This window comes from Mucilaginibacter phenanthrenivorans, assembly GCF_024721155.1.
In the GTDB taxonomy this organism is placed as follows: Bacteria; Bacteroidota; Bacteroidia; order Sphingobacteriales; family Sphingobacteriaceae; genus Mucilaginibacter; species Mucilaginibacter phenanthrenivorans.
Genome location: NZ_JAHVAP010000023.1, coordinates 67,341 through 85,288 on the forward strand (window position 1 = coordinate 67,341; position 17,948 = coordinate 85,288).

15 protein-coding genes are annotated in these 17,948 nt (G+C 42.5%); 10 read left to right on the forward strand and 5 right to left on the reverse strand.

Annotation, left to right across the window (positions count from 1 at the left end; genetic code table 11):
* The first annotated feature begins 14 nt into the window (after positions 1 to 14).
* Entirely contained in the window at positions 15 to 1,898 is a 1,884-nt protein-coding gene (locus KXD93_RS30010) for a CocE/NonD family hydrolase (protein WP_258141251.1), read from the forward strand.
* Between the two features lie 166 nt (positions 1,899 to 2,064).
* Positions 2,065 to 3,045 (forward strand): ligand-gated ion channel, encoded by a 981-nt coding sequence (locus KXD93_RS30015; protein ID WP_258141252.1) that lies wholly within the window; start codon positions 2,065 to 2,067, stop codon positions 3,043 to 3,045.
* Positions 3,046 to 3,075: 30 nt separating this feature from the next.
* Here KXD93_RS30015 and KXD93_RS30020 read toward each other — a convergent pair whose 3' ends face one another.
* Entirely contained in the window at positions 3,076 to 3,927 is an 852-nt protein-coding gene (locus KXD93_RS30020) for a hypothetical protein (protein WP_258141253.1), read from the reverse strand.
* An 83-nt stretch (positions 3,928 to 4,010) separates the two neighbouring features.
* Here KXD93_RS30020 and KXD93_RS30025 point away from each other — a divergent pair, with 83 nt between their 5' ends.
* The 4 genes from KXD93_RS30025 to KXD93_RS30040 all read left to right on the forward strand — a co-directional run bounded on the left by KXD93_RS30025 (position 4,011) and on the right by KXD93_RS30040 (position 10,508).
* Positions 4,011 to 4,292, forward strand: a complete 282-nt coding sequence (locus KXD93_RS30025; RefSeq protein WP_258141254.1) for an ATP-dependent Clp protease adaptor ClpS — start codon at positions 4,011 to 4,013, stop codon at positions 4,290 to 4,292.
* 507 nt (positions 4,293 to 4,799) lie between these two features.
* Complete coding sequence (locus KXD93_RS30030) at positions 4,800 to 7,607, forward strand: TonB-dependent receptor (protein WP_258141255.1); 2,808 nt, start codon at positions 4,800 to 4,802, stop codon at positions 7,605 to 7,607.
* 10 nt (positions 7,608 to 7,617) lie between these two features.
* Positions 7,618 to 9,024 carry a hypothetical protein gene (locus tag KXD93_RS30035; RefSeq protein WP_258141256.1) on the forward strand — a complete coding sequence of 469 codons (1,407 nt, stop codon included), beginning with the start codon at positions 7,618 to 7,620 and terminating at the stop codon, positions 9,022 to 9,024.
* 134 nt (positions 9,025 to 9,158) lie between these two features.
* A complete protein-coding gene (locus KXD93_RS30040; RefSeq protein WP_258141257.1) occupies positions 9,159 to 10,508 on the forward strand; it encodes a histidine-type phosphatase in 1,350 nt (449 codons plus the stop codon).
* A gap of 53 nt (positions 10,509 to 10,561) precedes the next feature.
* Here the strand turns inward: KXD93_RS30040 and KXD93_RS30045 are convergent, their stop codons facing one another.
* On the reverse strand, positions 10,562 to 11,626 hold the full coding sequence (locus KXD93_RS30045; RefSeq protein ID WP_258141258.1) for a branched-chain amino acid aminotransferase: 1,065 nt from the start codon (positions 11,624 to 11,626) through the stop codon (positions 10,562 to 10,564).
* Positions 11,627 to 11,833: 207 nt separating this feature from the next.
* Between KXD93_RS30045 and KXD93_RS30050 the strand changes: the two genes are divergently transcribed.
* A complete protein-coding gene (locus KXD93_RS30050) occupies positions 11,834 to 12,064 on the forward strand; it encodes a hypothetical protein (protein ID WP_258141259.1) in 231 nt (76 codons plus the stop codon).
* Positions 12,061 to 12,513, forward strand: coding sequence for a type II toxin-antitoxin system VapC family toxin (locus KXD93_RS30055; RefSeq protein WP_258141260.1), 453 nt, complete (start codon positions 12,061 to 12,063; stop codon positions 12,511 to 12,513). The genes KXD93_RS30050 and KXD93_RS30055 overlap by 4 nt, the downstream gene beginning before the upstream one ends.
* A 13-nt stretch (positions 12,514 to 12,526) precedes the next feature.
* On the opposite strand, the gene KXD93_RS30060 is transcribed toward KXD93_RS30055, so the two are convergent.
* On the reverse strand, positions 12,527 to 13,492 hold the full coding sequence (locus KXD93_RS30060; protein ID WP_258141261.1) for a tryptophan 2,3-dioxygenase family protein: 966 nt from the start codon (positions 13,490 to 13,492) through the stop codon (positions 12,527 to 12,529).
* A gap of 130 nt (positions 13,493 to 13,622) precedes the next feature.
* Between KXD93_RS30060 and KXD93_RS30065 the strand changes: the two genes are divergently transcribed.
* Positions 13,623 to 14,096 (forward strand): universal stress protein, encoded by a 474-nt coding sequence (locus tag KXD93_RS30065; RefSeq protein WP_258141262.1) that lies wholly within the window; start codon positions 13,623 to 13,625, stop codon positions 14,094 to 14,096.
* A gap of 100 nt (positions 14,097 to 14,196) precedes the next feature.
* Here KXD93_RS30065 and KXD93_RS30070 read toward each other — a convergent pair whose 3' ends face one another.
* Positions 14,197 to 15,489, reverse strand: coding sequence for an HAD-IB family phosphatase (locus KXD93_RS30070; protein ID WP_258141263.1), 1,293 nt, complete (start codon positions 15,487 to 15,489; stop codon positions 14,197 to 14,199).
* Positions 15,490 to 15,741: 252 nt separating this feature from the next.
* Between KXD93_RS30070 and KXD93_RS30075 the strand changes: the two genes are divergently transcribed.
* Complete coding sequence (locus KXD93_RS30075) at positions 15,742 to 16,128, forward strand: RidA family protein (RefSeq protein ID WP_258141264.1); 387 nt, start codon at positions 15,742 to 15,744, stop codon at positions 16,126 to 16,128.
* 32 nt (positions 16,129 to 16,160) lie between these two features.
* Here KXD93_RS30075 and KXD93_RS30080 read toward each other — a convergent pair whose 3' ends face one another.
* On the reverse strand, positions 16,161 to 17,540 hold the full coding sequence (locus tag KXD93_RS30080; protein WP_258141265.1) for a methyltransferase RsmF C-terminal domain-like protein: 1,380 nt from the start codon (positions 17,538 to 17,540) through the stop codon (positions 16,161 to 16,163).
* Positions 17,541 to 17,948: the final 408 nt, after the last annotated feature.

The window sequence follows — 17,948 nt, forward strand, 5'->3', positions numbered from 1 at the left end:
ACTAATATTTTTAGATGAAGAAAATAATACTTTCAGCTTTTAGTTTCCTGCTTTTAATTTCAATCGCGATAACTTCATGTGCACAGCCCGGCGCTTCGGGCCCGGATGCCGCATATGTAAAGGACAACTACACAAAATACGAGTTCCAGATCCCGATGCGCGACGGCAAAAAGCTGTTCACCTCGGTTTATGTCCCCAAGGATTCAACAAAAAAATATCCGTTCATGATGGACCGTACCTGCTACAGTGTTGCGCCTTACGGACCGGATAAGTATAAGGGCAGCCTTGGCCCTTCACCGGCATTTTTGCATGACGGTTACATTTTTGTTTACCAGGATGTGCGCGGTCGTTGGATGAGCGAGGGCATTTACGAGGAAATGACCCCTGAAAAGGAAGTCCATAAAACCGATAACGATGTTGACGAAGGTACCGATACTTATGATACCATCGACTGGCTGCTTAAAAACGTAAAGAACAACAATGGCAAGGTAGGGGTATGGGGAATTTCGTATCCCGGCTTTTATACAACAACCGCTTTATTGAGCCGCCACCCTGCATTGGTTGCCGCATCGCCGCAGGCCCCGATCGCCGATCTGTGGCGCGATGACGGCTGGCATAACGGCGCGTTCTTTTTGGTGGCTAACTTCGGGTTCTACCCCGGCTTTACCAACAGGCAGAACGATAAGCCAACCCAGCGCAGGGGCGGCAGGTTTAATCCCGGCACTAATGATGGCTACGACTTCTTCCTGAAGATGGGCCCGATGAAAAATACAAACGACAAGTATTATAAGGATACTATCCGTTTGTGGAATGAAATGATGGATCACCCCAATTACGACCAGCACTGGAAGGATCGTAATGTATTAACCCACCTGCATGATATTAAAACTGCGGTACTGGTTACAGGCGGATGGTACGATGCCGAGGATTTGTATGGCGCAATAAATACATATAAAACGCTTGTAAAGGAAAATCCAAAAACACCGGTTTACTTTACGATGGGCCCATGGGTGCATGGCGGCTGGGCACGCGGCGCTGGCGACCATTTAGGCGATATCGACTTTGGCGGCCCAACCGGTCCGTATTATAGGGATGATATCGAATTTAAATTCTTCAGCCATTACCTTAAGGGGACAGAGCTTAACATAGCACCGATAAATACTTTCGAAACAGGCGTAAACAAATGGAAGGCATACAAAACCTGGCCGCCAAAGGAAGCTGAAGACAAGCAATTGTATTTATTGCCGGGCGGTAAATTGTCATTCGCGGCTCCTGCTGCAGGCAAGGATACGTATGATGAATATGTATCTGACCCGAATAACCCCGTTCCGTTCCTCGATCACAAAAGCATGGACATGGATCGTGAATACATGACCGCAGATCAGCGTTTTTTGGCGGATAGAAAAGACGTGATCAGTTATACCAGCGATGTGCTTACCGAAGATGTAACCATCGCCGGAAATATCTGGGCCAATCTTAAAATAGCAACTACAGGTACCGATGCAGATTTTATAGTTAAGGTGCTTGACGTTCACCCCGATACCGCATCAAACAATAAGTTTACAGGTAAGAATGTAAAGATGGGCGGTTACCAGCAAATGGTACGCAGCGAACCTATGCGCGGCAAATACCGCAATTCTATTGAAAAACCGGAGCCATTTACGCCCGGAAAAGTAACCCCGGTAAACTGGGAACTACAGGACGTGCTGCATACATTTAAGAAGGGGCACAAAATAATGGTACAGGTACAAAGCACCTGGTTCCCGCTGGTTGATCGTAACCCGCAAACCTTTGTTGATATTATGAAATGCGACAGCACTGCCTTTAAAAAAGCTACCCAAAGGATCTATACTTCGAAGGAGCATCCAAGCTTTTTAAAGGTACGGGTGGTTAATTAATGTGCGGATGTGCAGATTATTAATGTGCGGATGAAGAGCGGCAATGTTAGCTGTTACAGCGTTCTTCATTCACATATTGGAATTATTAAATATTCAAAGTATTTATTGTAAATAAATACTTTGAATAAAAATATATACTTTTAGCTAAAATCCTGAAAATCAGATTATGGCAAAAGTATACTCCGGGCGCGTGCTATTCGCAGTAGCATTTATACTTCTTTTTGCTGCTATTCCGGTAGCTAAGGCGCAACAACAGCCGCATCGTGACACAGTTTCCAGTGGGATTTACGTCACCAGTATTCATGATATCAACTTTAAAGACAAGGAGTATAATATTACCCTTTGGCTTTGGCTGAAATACAAAAATAAGAAGTTCGACTTTTTGCATAACCTGGAGGTGCCCCAGGCCAAAACCGTTACTACATCATTTTCTACCATCGATTCAAGCAAAAACAGGATCTACCTGTTGATGAAACTGCAATGTGTAATGAAGGACTCGTGGGCGATTGATAATTTTCCGTTCGATCGTCAGTACCTGCGTTTCTCAATCGAAAATTCACAGTTCGATTCAAAATCCCTGGTGTTTGTTGCCGATACCCTGGGTAAACACTTTGATTCACGTTTTACATTGAGAGGATGGCGAATTGACAGCTTAAATATAACTACGGGAGTAAAGGTTTATGAAACTGCATTCGGCGACGACAGTATTAAAAAGCCACACACCGAATACAGTAATTTTAAAATGAAGGTCTTGATCGACAGGGACGCCATGGGACTGTTTTGGAAAATGTTCCTGGGGATGTATGTTGCCTTCCTGATTGCCTATATGTGTTTTTACATTCATGCCGACAGCATCGACTCCCGGTTTGGTTTAAGCGTGGGAGCCCTGTTTGCTGTTATTGGTAATAAATATATTATCGATTCTTCCTTGCCGGAATCGACAACCTTTACACTGGTTGATACATTACATGGGATAACCCTCATGTTTATATTGATCATCATCATCTGCACGGCATGGTCGTTAAAGTTGTTTAAACAGGAAAAAATAGACAAAGCCAAAAAGTTTGACTTTGTAAGCGCACAGATTTTACTGGCGTGTTACCTGCTGTTAAATGGTTTCTTTATTTTTGAAGCTACGAGGTTATAAGACTTATAGCCCGGTAGCTTCAATTTTAAGCTATTTTGCCAAATAGTATTTCTCCCAAAAATCCTCCGATTTAAACAGCGCGGCGTGTTCTGCTGAATCAGAACCGCCTAGGTTACCGCCTCTGCCGCCTCTTCCTCCTCCGCCACCACCACGGCCGCCGCGACCACCACCGCCGCCGCCTCTTCCGCCACGACCACCGCCACCACCTTCCTGGCCTTCGCCCCCGGGTGCAGTTGGCCTGGTTATGCCATTTATTTTGAAGTTAAATGCCCACTCGTTTTTTGCCGCGTCGCTGCTGGCATGGAATAACGCCATTGGGATTGCAGCTTCGCAAACCAGGTATCCTTTATCATCATAATCAATTGCGGTTTTAATACCGTAAGTATTACTTGTGGTGATCATATCACCTTCAATATCGCTAAAACCTTCAACTTTTATCCCGCGAAGCACAGTTAATACTGCCTGCATCAGCGCTTCATGGCTTTGTTTTGGGTCGTCGCCATTATCGCCCTGGATATTAAGCGGAGTACTGCCGCCTTGTGTATTCAAAGGAAAGGTAATGCTGAAGCTTTCCTTCTTTTTCCCTTTGGTGTTTATGCTCAGCGTAATACCCGCCCGCAGAATCCTGGTTTGTTCACTACGGTCAATAACCCGCACTGCCATATACAGGGTGTCCTTTGTGTTGGCAAGGGCATAATTAATAGCCTTTTCTTTATTATAATAGCGCAGGCTGTCGCCCCATTCCTTTATTGAGCCGTCAATGACAATGTTGGGAGGCGGAGCTTGCAGGGTTGGGGTGGTGGCTGTTTGCGCGCTGCATAATGTTAAAGCGCTAAGCTGAATAGTGATGGCGAGGGCAACATAGGGGAAGTATGCTTTCATAAAGTAAAATTTGGGTTTGAACCGGCTTTAAAACATAAATGTAGCTGCTTTATTATAGTTTTTGAGTAATTTTGTAGTTACGTATGCCAACTGAAGTACAGGAAGAAACCCTCACCCTTGAGGAGATATTAGCGGGGCTGAAAGAATTGCACCGCCTTATTTTGTGGAACGATGATCACAATACCTTCGATCATGTGATCTTTTGCATGATGAAGTACCTCGATTATTCCGAATCGCAAGCCGAGAAAATCGCGTGGAAGGTTCATAACGAAGGAAAGTGTGCGGTACTGGAAGGCTCATTCACCGAAGTTGAGGTTTATCGCAAGATCCTTCAACAAGAGGGACTAACGGTCAGCGTGGAGTAAGGGAGGATTCGTGGTTGATGGTATCATAGTTCATGGCCGAAGAGGCATGAAGCTATTGGAAAGTTCGCAATGATCCCAGATTAGCCGTAAAGAGTTCGTTACAAAACGAGGGTGTGTTAACCCTGTTAACAATTACTTAATATCAATCCGCTTGTTTTTGTTGTCTTTGTTTCTTCGAGGTTAATACCGGTTCCCCAATATTTTATTAAAAAAATAAGTTAGGCAGATATCCTTAATAAGGGAATGAAATTATAAAAATTCAGTTTTTCTACAGAATTCAGCTTTTTAGCGTTGATTAAAAATATTTGACCCGCATAATCATAAAGCGGATTTTGAGAAAAGGCTTATTTATGTTAACTCAATAATATTTTATTATTAAATTTTATTTTAATAATAAGAAAATCAGATTTACTTCAGAATTGTTTTCTATTGATTTAATCATAACATTGCGTTCATTTTAGCATTACACAGGCCGGGTTTCTTTGCGGAAAATTTAACCCGGTAGTAATGAAGAAACGCTTACCTCTATTAATCCTTCTTTTTTGTTTGGTTACTGGCTTTACCTATGCACAAGGCATAATTAAAGGAACGGTTACTGACAAAAAGAACGGTGATCCGCTTCCCGGATCAACCATAACCCTTAAAAGTGAATCAACTGGTCAGAAAATGTCAACCAGTGCAGGCCTTGACGGTACTTATATTTTCAAAAACATTACCGACGGTAAATACGAGATTGAAGCCAAATACATTTCCTATAACGATGCCTCTAAAAGTGTTACCGTAAATGGGAATATTGCAGTTGTAAACCTTTCACCGGAACCTAAGAGCAGTACATTGAACGAGGTGGCTGTAACCAGCACTGCGAGCAAAGCAACCGATCAGTCTGCTATAAACGCAGTTCACCGGTCCGATCAAATATTAAATGCAGTATCTGCCCGTACTATTGAAGTATCGCCGGATATTACTGTGGCCAACGTAACACAGCGGGTATCGGGGATCTCAATTGAGCGCAGCAACAATGGCGAAGGCCAATATGCCATTATCCGCGGTATGGAAAAACGGTACACCTATACCTTAATAAATGGATATAAGATCCCGAGTCCGGACAATAAGAACCGTTATGTGCCGCTGGATATATTTCCAGCCGATATCATCGACAGGTTAGAAGTCTATAAATCATTAACCCCGTCAATGGAAGGCGATGCAATTGCAGGCGGGATCAACCTGGTATTAAAAGATGCACCGGATGATTTTATGATGAGGCTAAACCTTGGTGCCGGCTTTTCACAAAGTGTTGCCGATTATGGCTTTAATAAATTCGGTAATAACGACAAATCGCTCCGCTCACCGAGGATCATTAATGGAAATGATTATGTGGCTTCAATTGCCGACTTTTCAAACAACGGCCAGCACTTCACAAACTCAAAATTGCCGATAGGAACTATAGCGGGGCTAAGCATCGGCGGCAGAACTGCGGATAAAAAGTTTGGCGCGCTTGTTTCATTAAGCTACCAAAATATATTTAAGGATACCAAAGGCGTTTTCTTTTCAACCGAGGTTGACGCGGTGAGTAATCTGCCCAAACCCACAAGTATTCAAAGCAGGCTATACAATACGCAACAGGAACGCAGCAGCGCCGTAGGCAGGTTTGATTATAAGTTTGATGGACGTAATAAATTAACATTAGACGCGGCGTATATTGATCTTGCCCAAAATCAATATCGTTATGTATCAGATACCAGCTTAACACTGGCGCGTACGGGCATTGGCCAGGGGCGTATCACCGAGCAGCCGAGGTCAATCCGTAACGTACAGAAGATCTACAATTTTTCATTGCATGGCGACCATAAGCTTGCGGATGACCTGAGCATCAACTGGACGGGCGTGTATTCAAAAGCAACAGCTAATGAAAATCGGTATGAATTAAATCTTGTTACTTCGAGAACGCTTCAGCCATCAGGGGATGTAGTACAGGCGCCGTTAACGGTTGATGCTTCTAACGGATTTGCTCAAACGTTTGCTTACAACTCCGATCAGGATAAAAGCGGGTATTTGAATGTTATTTATACCCCTAACCTATTTGGTACCAAAGTAGAACTAAGTGCCGGGGGCATGTATCGCAACAAAACCCGTAACAGTACCTACGATGAGTATACAGAAACGTTGCCTATTACCAATTCGACACAAGTATATGATGGCAATATCGATCATAACACCTTTGAACTTGCCAGCAACAGGCAGGGTACTCCGGGTGATGCGTTGAACTACGACTTTACCGAAAATGTAGGCGCGGCTTATGGACAGTTTAAATTTACCGTGGGTAAACTACAAACGTTAGGCGGTGTACGTTACGAGCATACCAGCCAAAGCTGGTTGGATGCAGAGCCGGTTTCTAAAGACGGTAAAACAGGATCGATAAAATATTACGACCTGCTGCCGAGCGTGAGCTTTAAATACCTGCTGTCTGACAAAGAAAATTTAAGGGCATCGTATTACTCAGCCATCAGCAGGCCGAACTTTTATGAAATTGTTCCGCATACCAGCGGCGACCCGGATGCCGATTACCAGGAAGTGGGTAACACCAATTTAAAACATGCCACGGCAGACAACTTCGACCTGCGGTACGAGTTTTTCCCAAAACCACTCGACCAGTTTTTAGTAGGCGTTTTTTACAAGAACATCAACAATCCAATCGAGTACGCCCTTGTTAGCTCCAGTTCAAATAAAGACCTGGTTTTAGAGGCCGGTAACTTCGGTACAGCCCATAACTATGGCTTGGAGTTGGACGTAACCAAATACATCAGCCATTTTGGGTTCCGTGCTAATTACTCTTTTACCGAATCGCAAATAACCACTTCTAAACAGGAAGCCTATAAAGATGCCAATGGTAATAATACGATAAGAACAGTTGATCAAACCCGCCCGCTGCAAGGCCAGTCAAAACACCTGGGTAACCTGTCGTTATTATATAAGGATAATAAGAGCGGACTTGATGCGCAGATCTCGGCAGTTTACACAGGGGAACGCATCAACAGTGTATCACAATATCTAAATAATGACGTGTGGCAAAAGGCTTTTGTAAGCCTTGATCTATCTGCGGAAAAAAGAATCTTCAAAAAGCTGTTTGTATATGGCAAGGTTACCAACCTGTTAAATACACCATACCAGTTATTTATCAAATTGCCTTATCCGCCTTTAGCGGCACCGGGCGCAGCCGGACAAGCAATAGAATACCAGCAAGCCGGGCAAAATACGTTTGTTCGCAAGGATAACTATCAACAGTATTACATATTAGGCCTGCACTATAAACTTTAATTAAACAGCGATGAACAAGATATTTAATAAATTAATTACAGTGCTTGGCCTCGGTTTGGTTTTAAGCGCATGTCATCAAAAAGAGATCGTTAATGTTTCAAAAGCATTGGTGTTAACAGCTAATGGAATTACTTCTGATACCCTAAGTGGTACCATAAAAGGCACACTGCTAAGCGGTAAAACCTATTATTTTAAAAGCAATATTACTGTAAACGACGGTGATACATTATTGCTGCAAAATGGCGTGCATTTAATTGCTTTGGGCGATGGTATAACTGCAGCTACAAGCCCGGAGATTTTTGTACATGGTACATTTATAAGCCTTGGAACCCAGGATAAGCCAAATTTCATCACAGTAAAAAATGCAGACGACCTGCATGCGCAGGCTGCTCAGCAAAATTATACCAATGTGTTTTTTGGATGGTGGGGCGGTATTACCTGTACTCCGGCTACGCCGAGTGATAAAAACCCTGCCCCAACAGGCGGCGACGCTATTATTAAATGGACGCATATTGAGTTCGGCGGCGCGCCTTCAGGTGCGGATGATGACCAGGCCATTTATAAATCGGGTACCTCAAGGTTCAACTTGTACTTTGGTAACAAAACCAAAAACCTGATTATCGAGGACTCGTGGTTTTATGGCGCAAAGGATGATAATATCCAGGTTGGCGGGGGCCATATCAGTGTTATGCGCAACACATTCGAGCTGTGCGGCGGCGTAGGTGGCGAATTTTTGAATATCAAAACCGGTACCCTGGGCGATATTGCCTATAACTTTTGTATTGGATCGGCTACAAACTCTTTTAAAATTTCTGATTCGGGAACTTCCGGGATCCAGTGTACGGCTACAGTTTACAACAATACTATTATCGATGGTGGTTACCGTCAAACAAAGTCCGGTCGCGGCGGCTCAATCGATTTTGAAAAAGGAGCAAAAGGACGTGCCTACAATAACCTGATTGTGAATTGCCGCTTTGGACTGCGTATTACACCTGACGCTGATTACGCGAATGTGGCTTACGGGAATCAATACTTTTATGGTTATTCCCAGGCAATTGTCGACCAGTTTTACTCGGCCGATGGTGCACCATCAGTTCTTGCAGCTAAAGCAAGTACCGATATTATATCAACCACCCCTAAACAAAACGATCCGATGTTTTATGGGTTCGATGTAAATCAATTCGATTTTACTGCTAATCCGGGCCCGATCAGCGCCAGTTTACAGCCATATAAGATTGTTACGGTAGGAACATCAAACTTTAAGTTATTAGGCAGCTCACAGGGATTAAACAAAGGGAAAGCTGATTTTACACCACAAATGTCGGTAACAGCTACAGGGACATTTGGTACAACTATAACGCTACCGGGAAAAGATATCGGCGCTTACCAGAATGATGGCACAGGGAATTTGCATTAAAAACCACTAAAATCCCACTTTTCATTGCGAGGAGGAACGACGAAGCAAACTCGTCGCCAAGCATATTCGCTATGCATGCGACGAGTTTGCCGCGCTATCGCTCGCAATGACAATGGGTTATTTATATTTGATTAATGAAAAAAGCATTATTAATAATAATCCTGTTTATATGCGGGGGACCAATACTTTGCGACTCCGCAAATGCACAAAATTGTACTGCCAATTTCCTGGGAACCAAAACCCTGTACAAAGCGAACAAGCTCAAATATACTCCAGCACCTGCCGGGTATGTACCTGTTTTTATCAATCATGTAAACAGGCATGGCGCACGGCATTTAACCAAAGATGTAAAAACAACATCAGCCTATACGCTGCTTATTAAAGCTGATAGCTTAAATGTGCTAACTGAAAAAGGTAAGCAACTTATGCAAATGGTAGTTGCCCTGCAAAAGGTTGAAAAAGGCAATACGAAGAATATTTCTGCGGAGGGGCGTGATGAATTGAAAGGCCTTGGCGAACGGATGTACGCTAATTACGACAATGTATTTGCCGGTGCGATAAATCTTAATGTTGCTGTCACCAAGGAAGTACGAACTGAACAAAGTGCCGATGCTTTTTTAAGCGGATTAAAAAAACGTTTGAAAGATTCCGTCGCGATTAAAAAAACTAACGACGATACACATTTACGTTTTTACGATCTTTCGCCAGCGTATAAAAGCTTTGAGGATAATATAGATGAAAGTGAGCCAAAATTATCGCTTGAAAAAGCTGCAAACATTGATGCGATAAATAATGCTGTTACAGCTCGTTTTTTTACAGCTGATTTTCTAAGCAAGCTTGATGATAACGCAAAATCGAAATTCGTGTCTGATGTATTCGGATTTGCTACCATAGTTTATTCGTTAGCAGCCGAGATAAAGCAAGCCGGGTTTACTACTGCCGATCTTGATTTTAAATCGATGTTTGCCTGCGATGAACTGGCGACTATCGGCATGCTGGATTCAATAGATGAGAATTTAAAGAAGGGCCCGGGAACAGATAACAACGGCATTCAGGTAAGAGTGGCAGTTCCGTTGCTGGTCGATTTTATTAATACTGCCGATGATTTTATCCGCGGAAAAAAATTCAATGCACAATTACGCTTTGCCCATGCAGAAACAATTGCACCGTTTGCAGCTTTGCTTCAAATTGCGGACGCTGATAGAGCAAGTAAGGATCCGTCAAAGCTGGGCGCTAGTTGGCAAGCCTCAAAAGTTATCCCCTTAAGCTCAAATATTCAATGGGTTTTCTATAAAAGGAAAAACGCATCAAGCTACCTGGTAAAGGTTTTGTTGAATGAACAGGAAGTGCACATTACAGGGTTAGCAACCAAAACCATTTACTACAAATGGACAGACCTTTGTGCATTATATGCAACTAAGCTAACCAAACTTGGCGTTAAGCTTACTGACGATATGAATGTCTACCTCAATACCCTAAAATAAAAAAGCGCCTTTAAGATTTTAAAGACGCTTCCGAAATTCTCATATTCAGGTGTTTATACCGTATAATTCCAGCCATGCGTATCAGTAACGCGGCCGTATTTGATATTGTCAAGTTCCTTCAATACTTTTTGTGAAAACTCGCGTGTTTTCGGGTCGCTTAAAAAATACTCTTCACCATTATGGCTTATTGAGCCAACTGGCGCTATAGTAGCAGCGGTACCGGCACCGAATGCATCCTGTAATTTGCCATTTTTAGCGCCTTCCACAAGCTCAGCTACTGAAACGCGGCGTTCTTCAACAGGCATTCCCCATTCGCGGGCCATGGTAAGTACCGTATCGCGGGTAACACCATCCAAAATAGTATCACGGGTTGATGGGGTTAACAGAACGCCATCTAATACAAACATTACGTTGGCAGCTCCCATTTCTTCTACATACTCATGGTTTTTAGCGTCTGTCCAGATCAACTGATCAAAGCCTTCTTCAGTTGCTTTTTTGGCAGGATACATGGCGCCACCATAGTTGCCTGATGACTTTGCATAGCCCATACCGCCTTCGGCCGAACGGGTGTAATAAGTTTCTATTTTAACCCGTAACGTCTTTGAAAAATATGGGCCTACCGGGCAAAGTAACACCATATATTTATAAGTGGTTGACGGTGCTACGCCCAAAAACGGATCGGTGGCAAACATAAACGGCCTTATATAAAGCGCATGGTTAGCTTTTGCAGGTACCCAATCGCGGTCAACGTCAACAACTGCGGCGATACTTTGGATAAAGATTTCTTCAGGCAGGGTTGGCATACACAAACGCTCTGCCGATTTGTTAAAGCGTATGGCGTTTTTATTGGGGCGAAATACAGTTACTTCGCCATTTTCATGTTTGTAGGCTTTTATCCCCTCAAAAAATGACTGGCCATAATGCAGCGACGAAATTGCCGGGCTCAGACTAATCTCCCCATAAGGGACCACCTCGAAATTCTTCCATTCACCGTCGGCATAATCGGCCACAAACATGTGGTCGGAAAATGTTTTACCGAATGGTAAGTTGTTGAAATCTGTCTCCTGTAAACGGGAGTGTTTGGTTTTGGTGATCTTGATGTCCAGCGTCTCTGTCATGGCCTTTGTGTATTTTGTGTCGAAAATGGCAAGGTAAGAAATTTTTTTGTGAGATGGCAGTTTGGATTTATAAATGGATATTTATTTCGCGTATAAACAGCGGATTAGAGAATTTTTACAGCGATAAGACAGTATTTGCGGTAAAATGGAAGTATACTATAGCGTAAATAGTTGTAAATTTGTTTAATCAGAAAGGAGATCAGGAAAATGGGTAAAAGTAATATCAAAGCAACAGACGATCAGCAATCATCATTTCCAAAGTTTAAAGCATACTCCATAGATGAGATATTAGCTGCAGGTGGCGCCACCGCGTTTGCTAATAAATTAGGAAAAAATTTTGGCGATCTTGAAGCTCGTTTAAAAGAGTTGCCTGAAGACGCTTTCCTTACTGACGAGGAAGTGGAGCAAGCGCTAAAAACATTAAGAGAAAGTAAATGAATCTTTTGTTTGACACCAATATACTTATCTTCCTCACCAAAAATTTACGATCAAAACAAATAAGCAAAGCGCTTAATCCGGAAAATCAAAATGTTTATATATCGGTTGTTACAGTGGCCGAGTTAAAATCAATTGCGTTGCAAAATAATTGGGGCTCAACCAAATCACAAATATTGCATGAGTTATTGGAGGATATGACAATTATCGAAGTCAACGAAAGCCTAATAAACATATACGCCGAAATTGATGCTTTTTCTCAATGTAAAAGTCTGGCTTATCCTAGTCGCACATTCTCAACACCACGAAACATGGGTAAAAATGATCTGTGGATAGCCTCGACAGTTGCCCTACTTGGTTTGAAGCTGGTGACAACCGATAATGATTTTAATCATCTTCACCAAGTATTCATAGAAGTACAAAACATTAAGCCGGAGATATTTAAAGGCTGAAGCGATAATTTAATTATCCTTTTGCGTCAACATCCTTCAATACCTTCTCCACCCAGGCCTTTCCCCAATTTTCCAATTCCTGTTCATTCCATAAGCCAGGATAAAAAATGCGCTTTTGAAAACGCGGAGGCAAATACTTTTGCCAGTTGGTACCGCCGGTTGCTTTAATTTCCTCAGGCTCGCGGTTTAAATAACGTACGGCAGATTTATAGTGTACCAGCGGCCAGTTCACATTTACATTGGTGTCCAGTTGTTTTAATTCCGTTTCAAGTTCGGCAGTTGATTCACCTTTGCTTTTAAGTTGATTGTAAAGCGCATAAAAGTTATTGCTTGCCGCTGCCTTGCCAAGATCGATGAACGTTTTGGCGTATTTTTTTTCGAACTGTTTTAGGGTTAAGGTTTTTTTACCCGTTGACAGTTCAGTTGCCCCAAATTTCCAATAGATGTATTCAAATTGGTCCTCGATAGTTTTATTCCTTAATTCATCCCGTTTGTCCTTAGCTACCAAATTGATAAAATCAGTAGCGTAGATTTCTATCATTCGGTATTGCCCCGACTGGAAACCACTCGCCGGCAATAACGACATCCTGAATTTTAAAAACTGTTCCTTCTCCATCCCATCTATCATAATATCGAACGATTGGGTGAGCGCTTCAAAATAATTGTTAATTCGTTTTAAACGCGCAGTAAAAAATAAGGGTGTTAACGGTTGTGCAGCCGTTATCTGTTCACATTCATGCAACACCAGTTTGAAATACAACTCGGTGATCTGGTGATACATGATGAAAATCTGCTCATCCGGGAACGGCGTCTTCGGGCTTTGCAGACTTAACAACGTATCTAAATGGATATAATCCCAATAGGTTAAAAAATCAGCATACAGCAAACCATCCAGGTATGATGTCATATCCTGGCCCATGGCCTCATATTTTTCCTGTAGCTGCGCCAGGCGCTCTTCAATTTCGGGTGAGAAATGCATGGGATAAAGGTAAAAAGAAAAGTATTAAATAGGGAGCTGGCTGCAGCGGCTACACCGGTATAATATATAGCAGGAAACAAAACATATTGCTGCGAATTTGTTATTACATTTATAACCAATCCTTTCAATTATGAAGATCAGCAAGATACTTATAGGAATAGACGACAGCAAACATGCTGAACATGCCGCAGCCTACGGTTTTGATATAGCGCGTAAATTTAGTGCTGCGGTTGGTTTGGTAAATATTGTTGAACCACTAATAATGCCCGAAACGTCAGCCGGGGTCGATCCTCTAATGGGATCGGGTATGATAAATTCCGGAATTGAAGATCTGGAAATTATCGACATTCAAAAAAATCAATCGGAAAATATAATTGAACATACCATAAAACAACTTGCAGGAGATCTGCAGGTGACTCATTTAACAGGATATGGCTCAACCGCCGATGGAATTATCGAATGCGGTAAAGAATTTGGCGCCGATCTGATAGTTATCGGGACACATTCACGCACTGGATTCGATCGCTTTTTAATGGGTAGTGTAGCTGAACACGTTGTTCGCCACTCAGAGGTGCCGGTATTGGTGGTGCCATTTAGTTCATAGCTGATGGTTCATAGTTCATAGTGAAAGAAAAAATAGCAGGTAGTTTAAGCCAACAGCTAATTGCAGCGGCCATGAACCATGAACTATCAACCATGAACCCTCAATATAGCAGCCTGAACTTAATTGTTTGTTCGATCGCCTTTAGTTCATTCAATACTTCGGTGTCATAACCGGTATTAACGTCGGTGATAACATAGCCTATCTGCGCGTTGGTCACCAAAAACTCACCAACTATATTAATGTTATGGCGGGCAAATACGTCGTTGATTTTTGCAAGAATTCCCGGTACGTTTTTGTGGATATGAATTAGGCGGTGTGCATTATTAATGCGTGGCGGCTGCAGATCGGGGAAATTACAGCTGGTATGCGTTTTTCCCTCGTTCATAAATGCCATTACCCGTTTTGGGATAAAATCATCGTTACGCGGGTTGTGCTTAGGATCATCAAAAATAATGATGCCATTCTCGCATGCGGCTTCAGCAAGCTTACGACTGCTGATCTTCCCAAAAATACCGATCACCTTTAAACGGCCGGCACTTTGTACCTGTTCAGGAGTTGGCTGGTGCGATTCATCACAAAATAGGATCCCGGCTTCTTCCAAATATTTGTCGGTTATCGTTTCCTGCTGACGGATATTATAGCCTTCCTTTTTCATTTGTGCCAGCGCATCTTCATCCACATCACCCACAACTAAACATTTGATGCGGTTTTTTGGATAAGAGATTGCACGCGGCAGTTTATTAATGAATAAAAATTCGTCAAAGCTTGGCGTAATATGATCTGCTTTTTCGGCCACTGATTTACGCTCGATATTCTCGGTAAAGGCAAAAAACTTTTTGATCATCCCTGATTCCTTCAGCTGAAAATCGGAATAACCATCACCTATACCATATATATCACCCGGTAAATTCAATTCCTTTAACAGCTTAACCTTGCCGCCCTCCTGGCTCAGGGGGTTTTCGCGATCGTAGCCCGTTATATTTCCATCTTCGTCAAACACAAAAGTATTAGCGTAGATGTTCTCTTTTTTAATATGATATTCTGTCACTACCGGAATAATAAACTCCTTGAAACCGCCGGATACGATCAGCACCTCATCGGCATGATTTTTAAAGAATATTGTATTGCGGCTAAATGAAGTAGAAACCTTTTTCTTTAAGTGGGTAACCAATTGCTTTAGGTGGTCGCGGTTTGCCTGTAACAGCTTAACACGGTTTTCCAAACTTTGGGTAAAGGAGAGCCGGCCTTCCATGCTGGCATTCGTAAGGTCTTCTATCTGTTTGTAAATATTTTCGCGGTCTGGATGATGTTTTAACGAGATGCGGGCGAGTTCGTCTAAAGCTTCAACTTGTGTAAACGTGCTGTCGAAGTCTATAATAAAGTATTGGTCCATTTTCTGATTTGCTAATCCCGATAGCTATCGGGAGCGGATGTGCAAATGTGCGAATTATTAGAATGATTTTTTGCAGATGTTTATAATGTTGATAGGATGAGTAGTATAAATGTGGAAAAAGGAAAATCCGGCAACGATATTTGGCTGTAAAATGAGGACGGCGGGTTCCCTAAGATATAGTAAACCGGGAGAAACGGTTATGGGATACTTATTTCTTTTTATATTTATGGGAATCAAAAAAATTACACCCAAATGGAACCTCAAGTTTTTTACACCCCCAATGCGCCCCGCCCTAATGCATTTGTGCCACAGGCGGTAATTGCAGGCAACCTTATTTTTGTATCAGGAACGGCAGGTGCCGATTTAAGTACAGGTAAACTAATAGAGGGTGGCTATGAGGCACAGGTGATACAAGCATTTAAAAATGTGAAAACTATTTTGGAAGATGCCGGCAGCTCAATGGATAAGGTGGTAAAAATTACCGCATTTATGGTGTCGGGCTCTGATCCTGATTTTTCTATTATAAATAAGGTATACACCAGCTTCTTTCCGAAAGTAACACCAGCCCGAAGTGCGCCGCAGGTTATGCCATTCCCTGGTGGAATTTTGTTTTCGGTAGAATGTATTGCCGTGATTTAACAAAATGCCCCCGCGCAAATCAAGTTCGCCCTTTAGGGAGTCGGCGCCACCGCCAAAATTCTCAATTCCTTCGGGAAATAATTATTGATCCTGTTCGGCAGCAGTTTTGCCCATCCCAGCGCATGCCCTTCAAAGTTCATCAGGCTCCAGCCTTTATCCGTTGTGTTAATGTCGATGTTGTCACGGCGCAGGAATTGGATAGCCTGGTTAAGATTCAGCTCGGTTTGTAATACCTTATCCTTATTAATATATATACTCAACGCCAGCTCATGATCGGGGATCAGGTCGTTACCCATCAGCTTGCCAATGCGCACGCCCGACTTCTTTATATATAGGTGTCGTTGTAACGTATCCAAACTATCTTTATGCTCACGGCTTATCGCCAGCCAGTCGTCATTTACTTTATTGTAATAAAAGGTATCTGGCTCGTTGATGTATTTCTTTACGAGTTCAATTTCCAGCAATGCTAATTTTTGGTGTCCCTTTGATCTGAAGATTGGTAATTCGTCCGTTTCCTCTTTCTTTTTAAGGCAGGCAGCAAAGAAGCCTTCGCCCTTAACCTTGCCCGGGTAAAAGCGGTAGCCCCAGGCCTTATGCTCGGGCGATTGCGTTTCAACAATTCCCCACTCCTTATATATAGGTATGCGGATGCTTTCCATGTTGTATTCCCGGCACAGCCAATCCACAATTTCCTCGTTCTCCTGGTGCGAATAAGAGCATGTACTATATATAAGGTGTCCATCCTCTTTTAAAGCGGGATAAACATCAGCCAGGATGCGCTCTTGTCGTTGATGGCAAAGGCTTACATTGGCTTCGCTCCATTCATCCATTGCCGCCGGATCCTTCCTGAACATTCCCGAACCCGAACATGGCGCATCCACCAATATGGTATCGAAGAAACCTGTGAGGCGGGTAAAGTCGCGCGGGTCGTTATTGCTTACTATGGTATTGGCCGTACCCCAGCGGTTAAGGTTATCGCATAAAACAGGTACGCGTGTTTTTATTATTTCGTTGGATACTAAAAGATCGGTGCTGTTAATAGCCGAATTGATGAGCGTGCTTTTGCCGCCGGGAGCAGCGCAAAGGTCGAGCACCTTTACAGGCTCGTCACTATCCGGCCTTATATTTTTAAGGATTTGATCGATAAACATAGAGGATGCCTCCTGTACATAATAGCACCCTGCATGAAAAAGCGGATCGAATGTAAAGGATGGACGCGCGTTTAAATAGTATCCTTCGGCGCACCATGGCACTTGTTCGTCTGTTTTTAACACCGATTTTTTAAAAGGATTTAGGCGGATGGAAGTGGGGGCCACAATATTTTCATGTGCTTCCACAAAGTTTTCGCGCTCAAAACCGGGTTCATTGGTTAACGAAGAAAGAAAATTTTCGGGAAAAATGTATTCACTCATATGTGTTTCAAAGATACGAATTAGGCAATTGCCATTATTATAGCATAGGCATTAAAGATTATTGCATAAAATTGGTGGTAGTTTACAAGCACTTACAACAATTGTTTTAACTAATGCAAAATTCTTTTTGCAGGTTTCCAAAATCTCTGTACATTTGTGACCGCTTTGGAAAAAGACGTTGTTTTTTGAAGAGTTTGCGAAGATTAAAATAAAGTGAAAAACAAGTAAAATAATACTTGACACATAACTAAAAAAATCACATCTTTGCAGCCCGTTACGGAGGAAGATAAAGAGGATAGGGGACGGGAAAATAAGGCAGACGAAAAATAAAAAAAAATAAAGTTTGCAAGTTTAAAAAAGGTTCATACCTTTGCAGTCCCAAAACAAGGGGGCAAAAAAACAAAGAGT

What these genes read in the sequence shown, in the direction of transcription:
- KXD93_RS30050 (WP_258141259.1), top strand. Translation starts at nt 11,834, where the DNA reads ATGGGTAAAAGTAATATCAAAGCAACAGACGATCAGCAATCATCATTT.
- KXD93_RS30070 (WP_258141263.1), bottom strand. Translation starts at nt 15,489, where the DNA reads ATGGACCAATACTTTATTATAGACTTCGACAGCACGTTTACACAAGTT.
- KXD93_RS30030 (WP_258141255.1), top strand. Translation starts at nt 4,800, where the DNA reads ATGAAGAAACGCTTACCTCTATTAATCCTTCTTTTTTGTTTGGTTACT.
- KXD93_RS30035 (WP_258141256.1), top strand. Translation starts at nt 7,618, where the DNA reads ATGAACAAGATATTTAATAAATTAATTACAGTGCTTGGCCTCGGTTTG.
- KXD93_RS30015 (WP_258141252.1), top strand. Translation starts at nt 2,065, where the DNA reads ATGGCAAAAGTATACTCCGGGCGCGTGCTATTCGCAGTAGCATTTATA.
- KXD93_RS30020 (WP_258141253.1), bottom strand. Translation starts at nt 3,927, where the DNA reads ATGAAAGCATACTTCCCCTATGTTGCCCTCGCCATCACTATTCAGCTT.
- KXD93_RS30060 (WP_258141261.1), bottom strand. Translation starts at nt 13,492, where the DNA reads ATGCATTTCTCACCCGAAATTGAAGAGCGCCTGGCGCAGCTACAGGAA.
- KXD93_RS30045 (WP_258141258.1), bottom strand. Translation starts at nt 11,626, where the DNA reads ATGACAGAGACGCTGGACATCAAGATCACCAAAACCAAACACTCCCGT.
- KXD93_RS30010 (WP_258141251.1), top strand. Translation starts at nt 15, where the DNA reads ATGAAGAAAATAATACTTTCAGCTTTTAGTTTCCTGCTTTTAATTTCA.
- KXD93_RS30075 (WP_258141264.1), top strand. Translation starts at nt 15,742, where the DNA reads ATGGAACCTCAAGTTTTTTACACCCCCAATGCGCCCCGCCCTAATGCA.
- KXD93_RS30065 (WP_258141262.1), top strand. Translation starts at nt 13,623, where the DNA reads ATGAAGATCAGCAAGATACTTATAGGAATAGACGACAGCAAACATGCT.
- KXD93_RS30025 (WP_258141254.1), top strand. Translation starts at nt 4,011, where the DNA reads ATGCCAACTGAAGTACAGGAAGAAACCCTCACCCTTGAGGAGATATTA.
- KXD93_RS30040 (WP_258141257.1), top strand. Translation starts at nt 9,159, where the DNA reads ATGAAAAAAGCATTATTAATAATAATCCTGTTTATATGCGGGGGACCA.
- KXD93_RS30080 (WP_258141265.1), bottom strand. Translation starts at nt 17,540, where the DNA reads ATGAGTGAATACATTTTTCCCGAAAATTTTCTTTCTTCGTTAACCAAT.
- KXD93_RS30055 (WP_258141260.1), top strand. Translation starts at nt 12,061, where the DNA reads ATGAATCTTTTGTTTGACACCAATATACTTATCTTCCTCACCAAAAAT.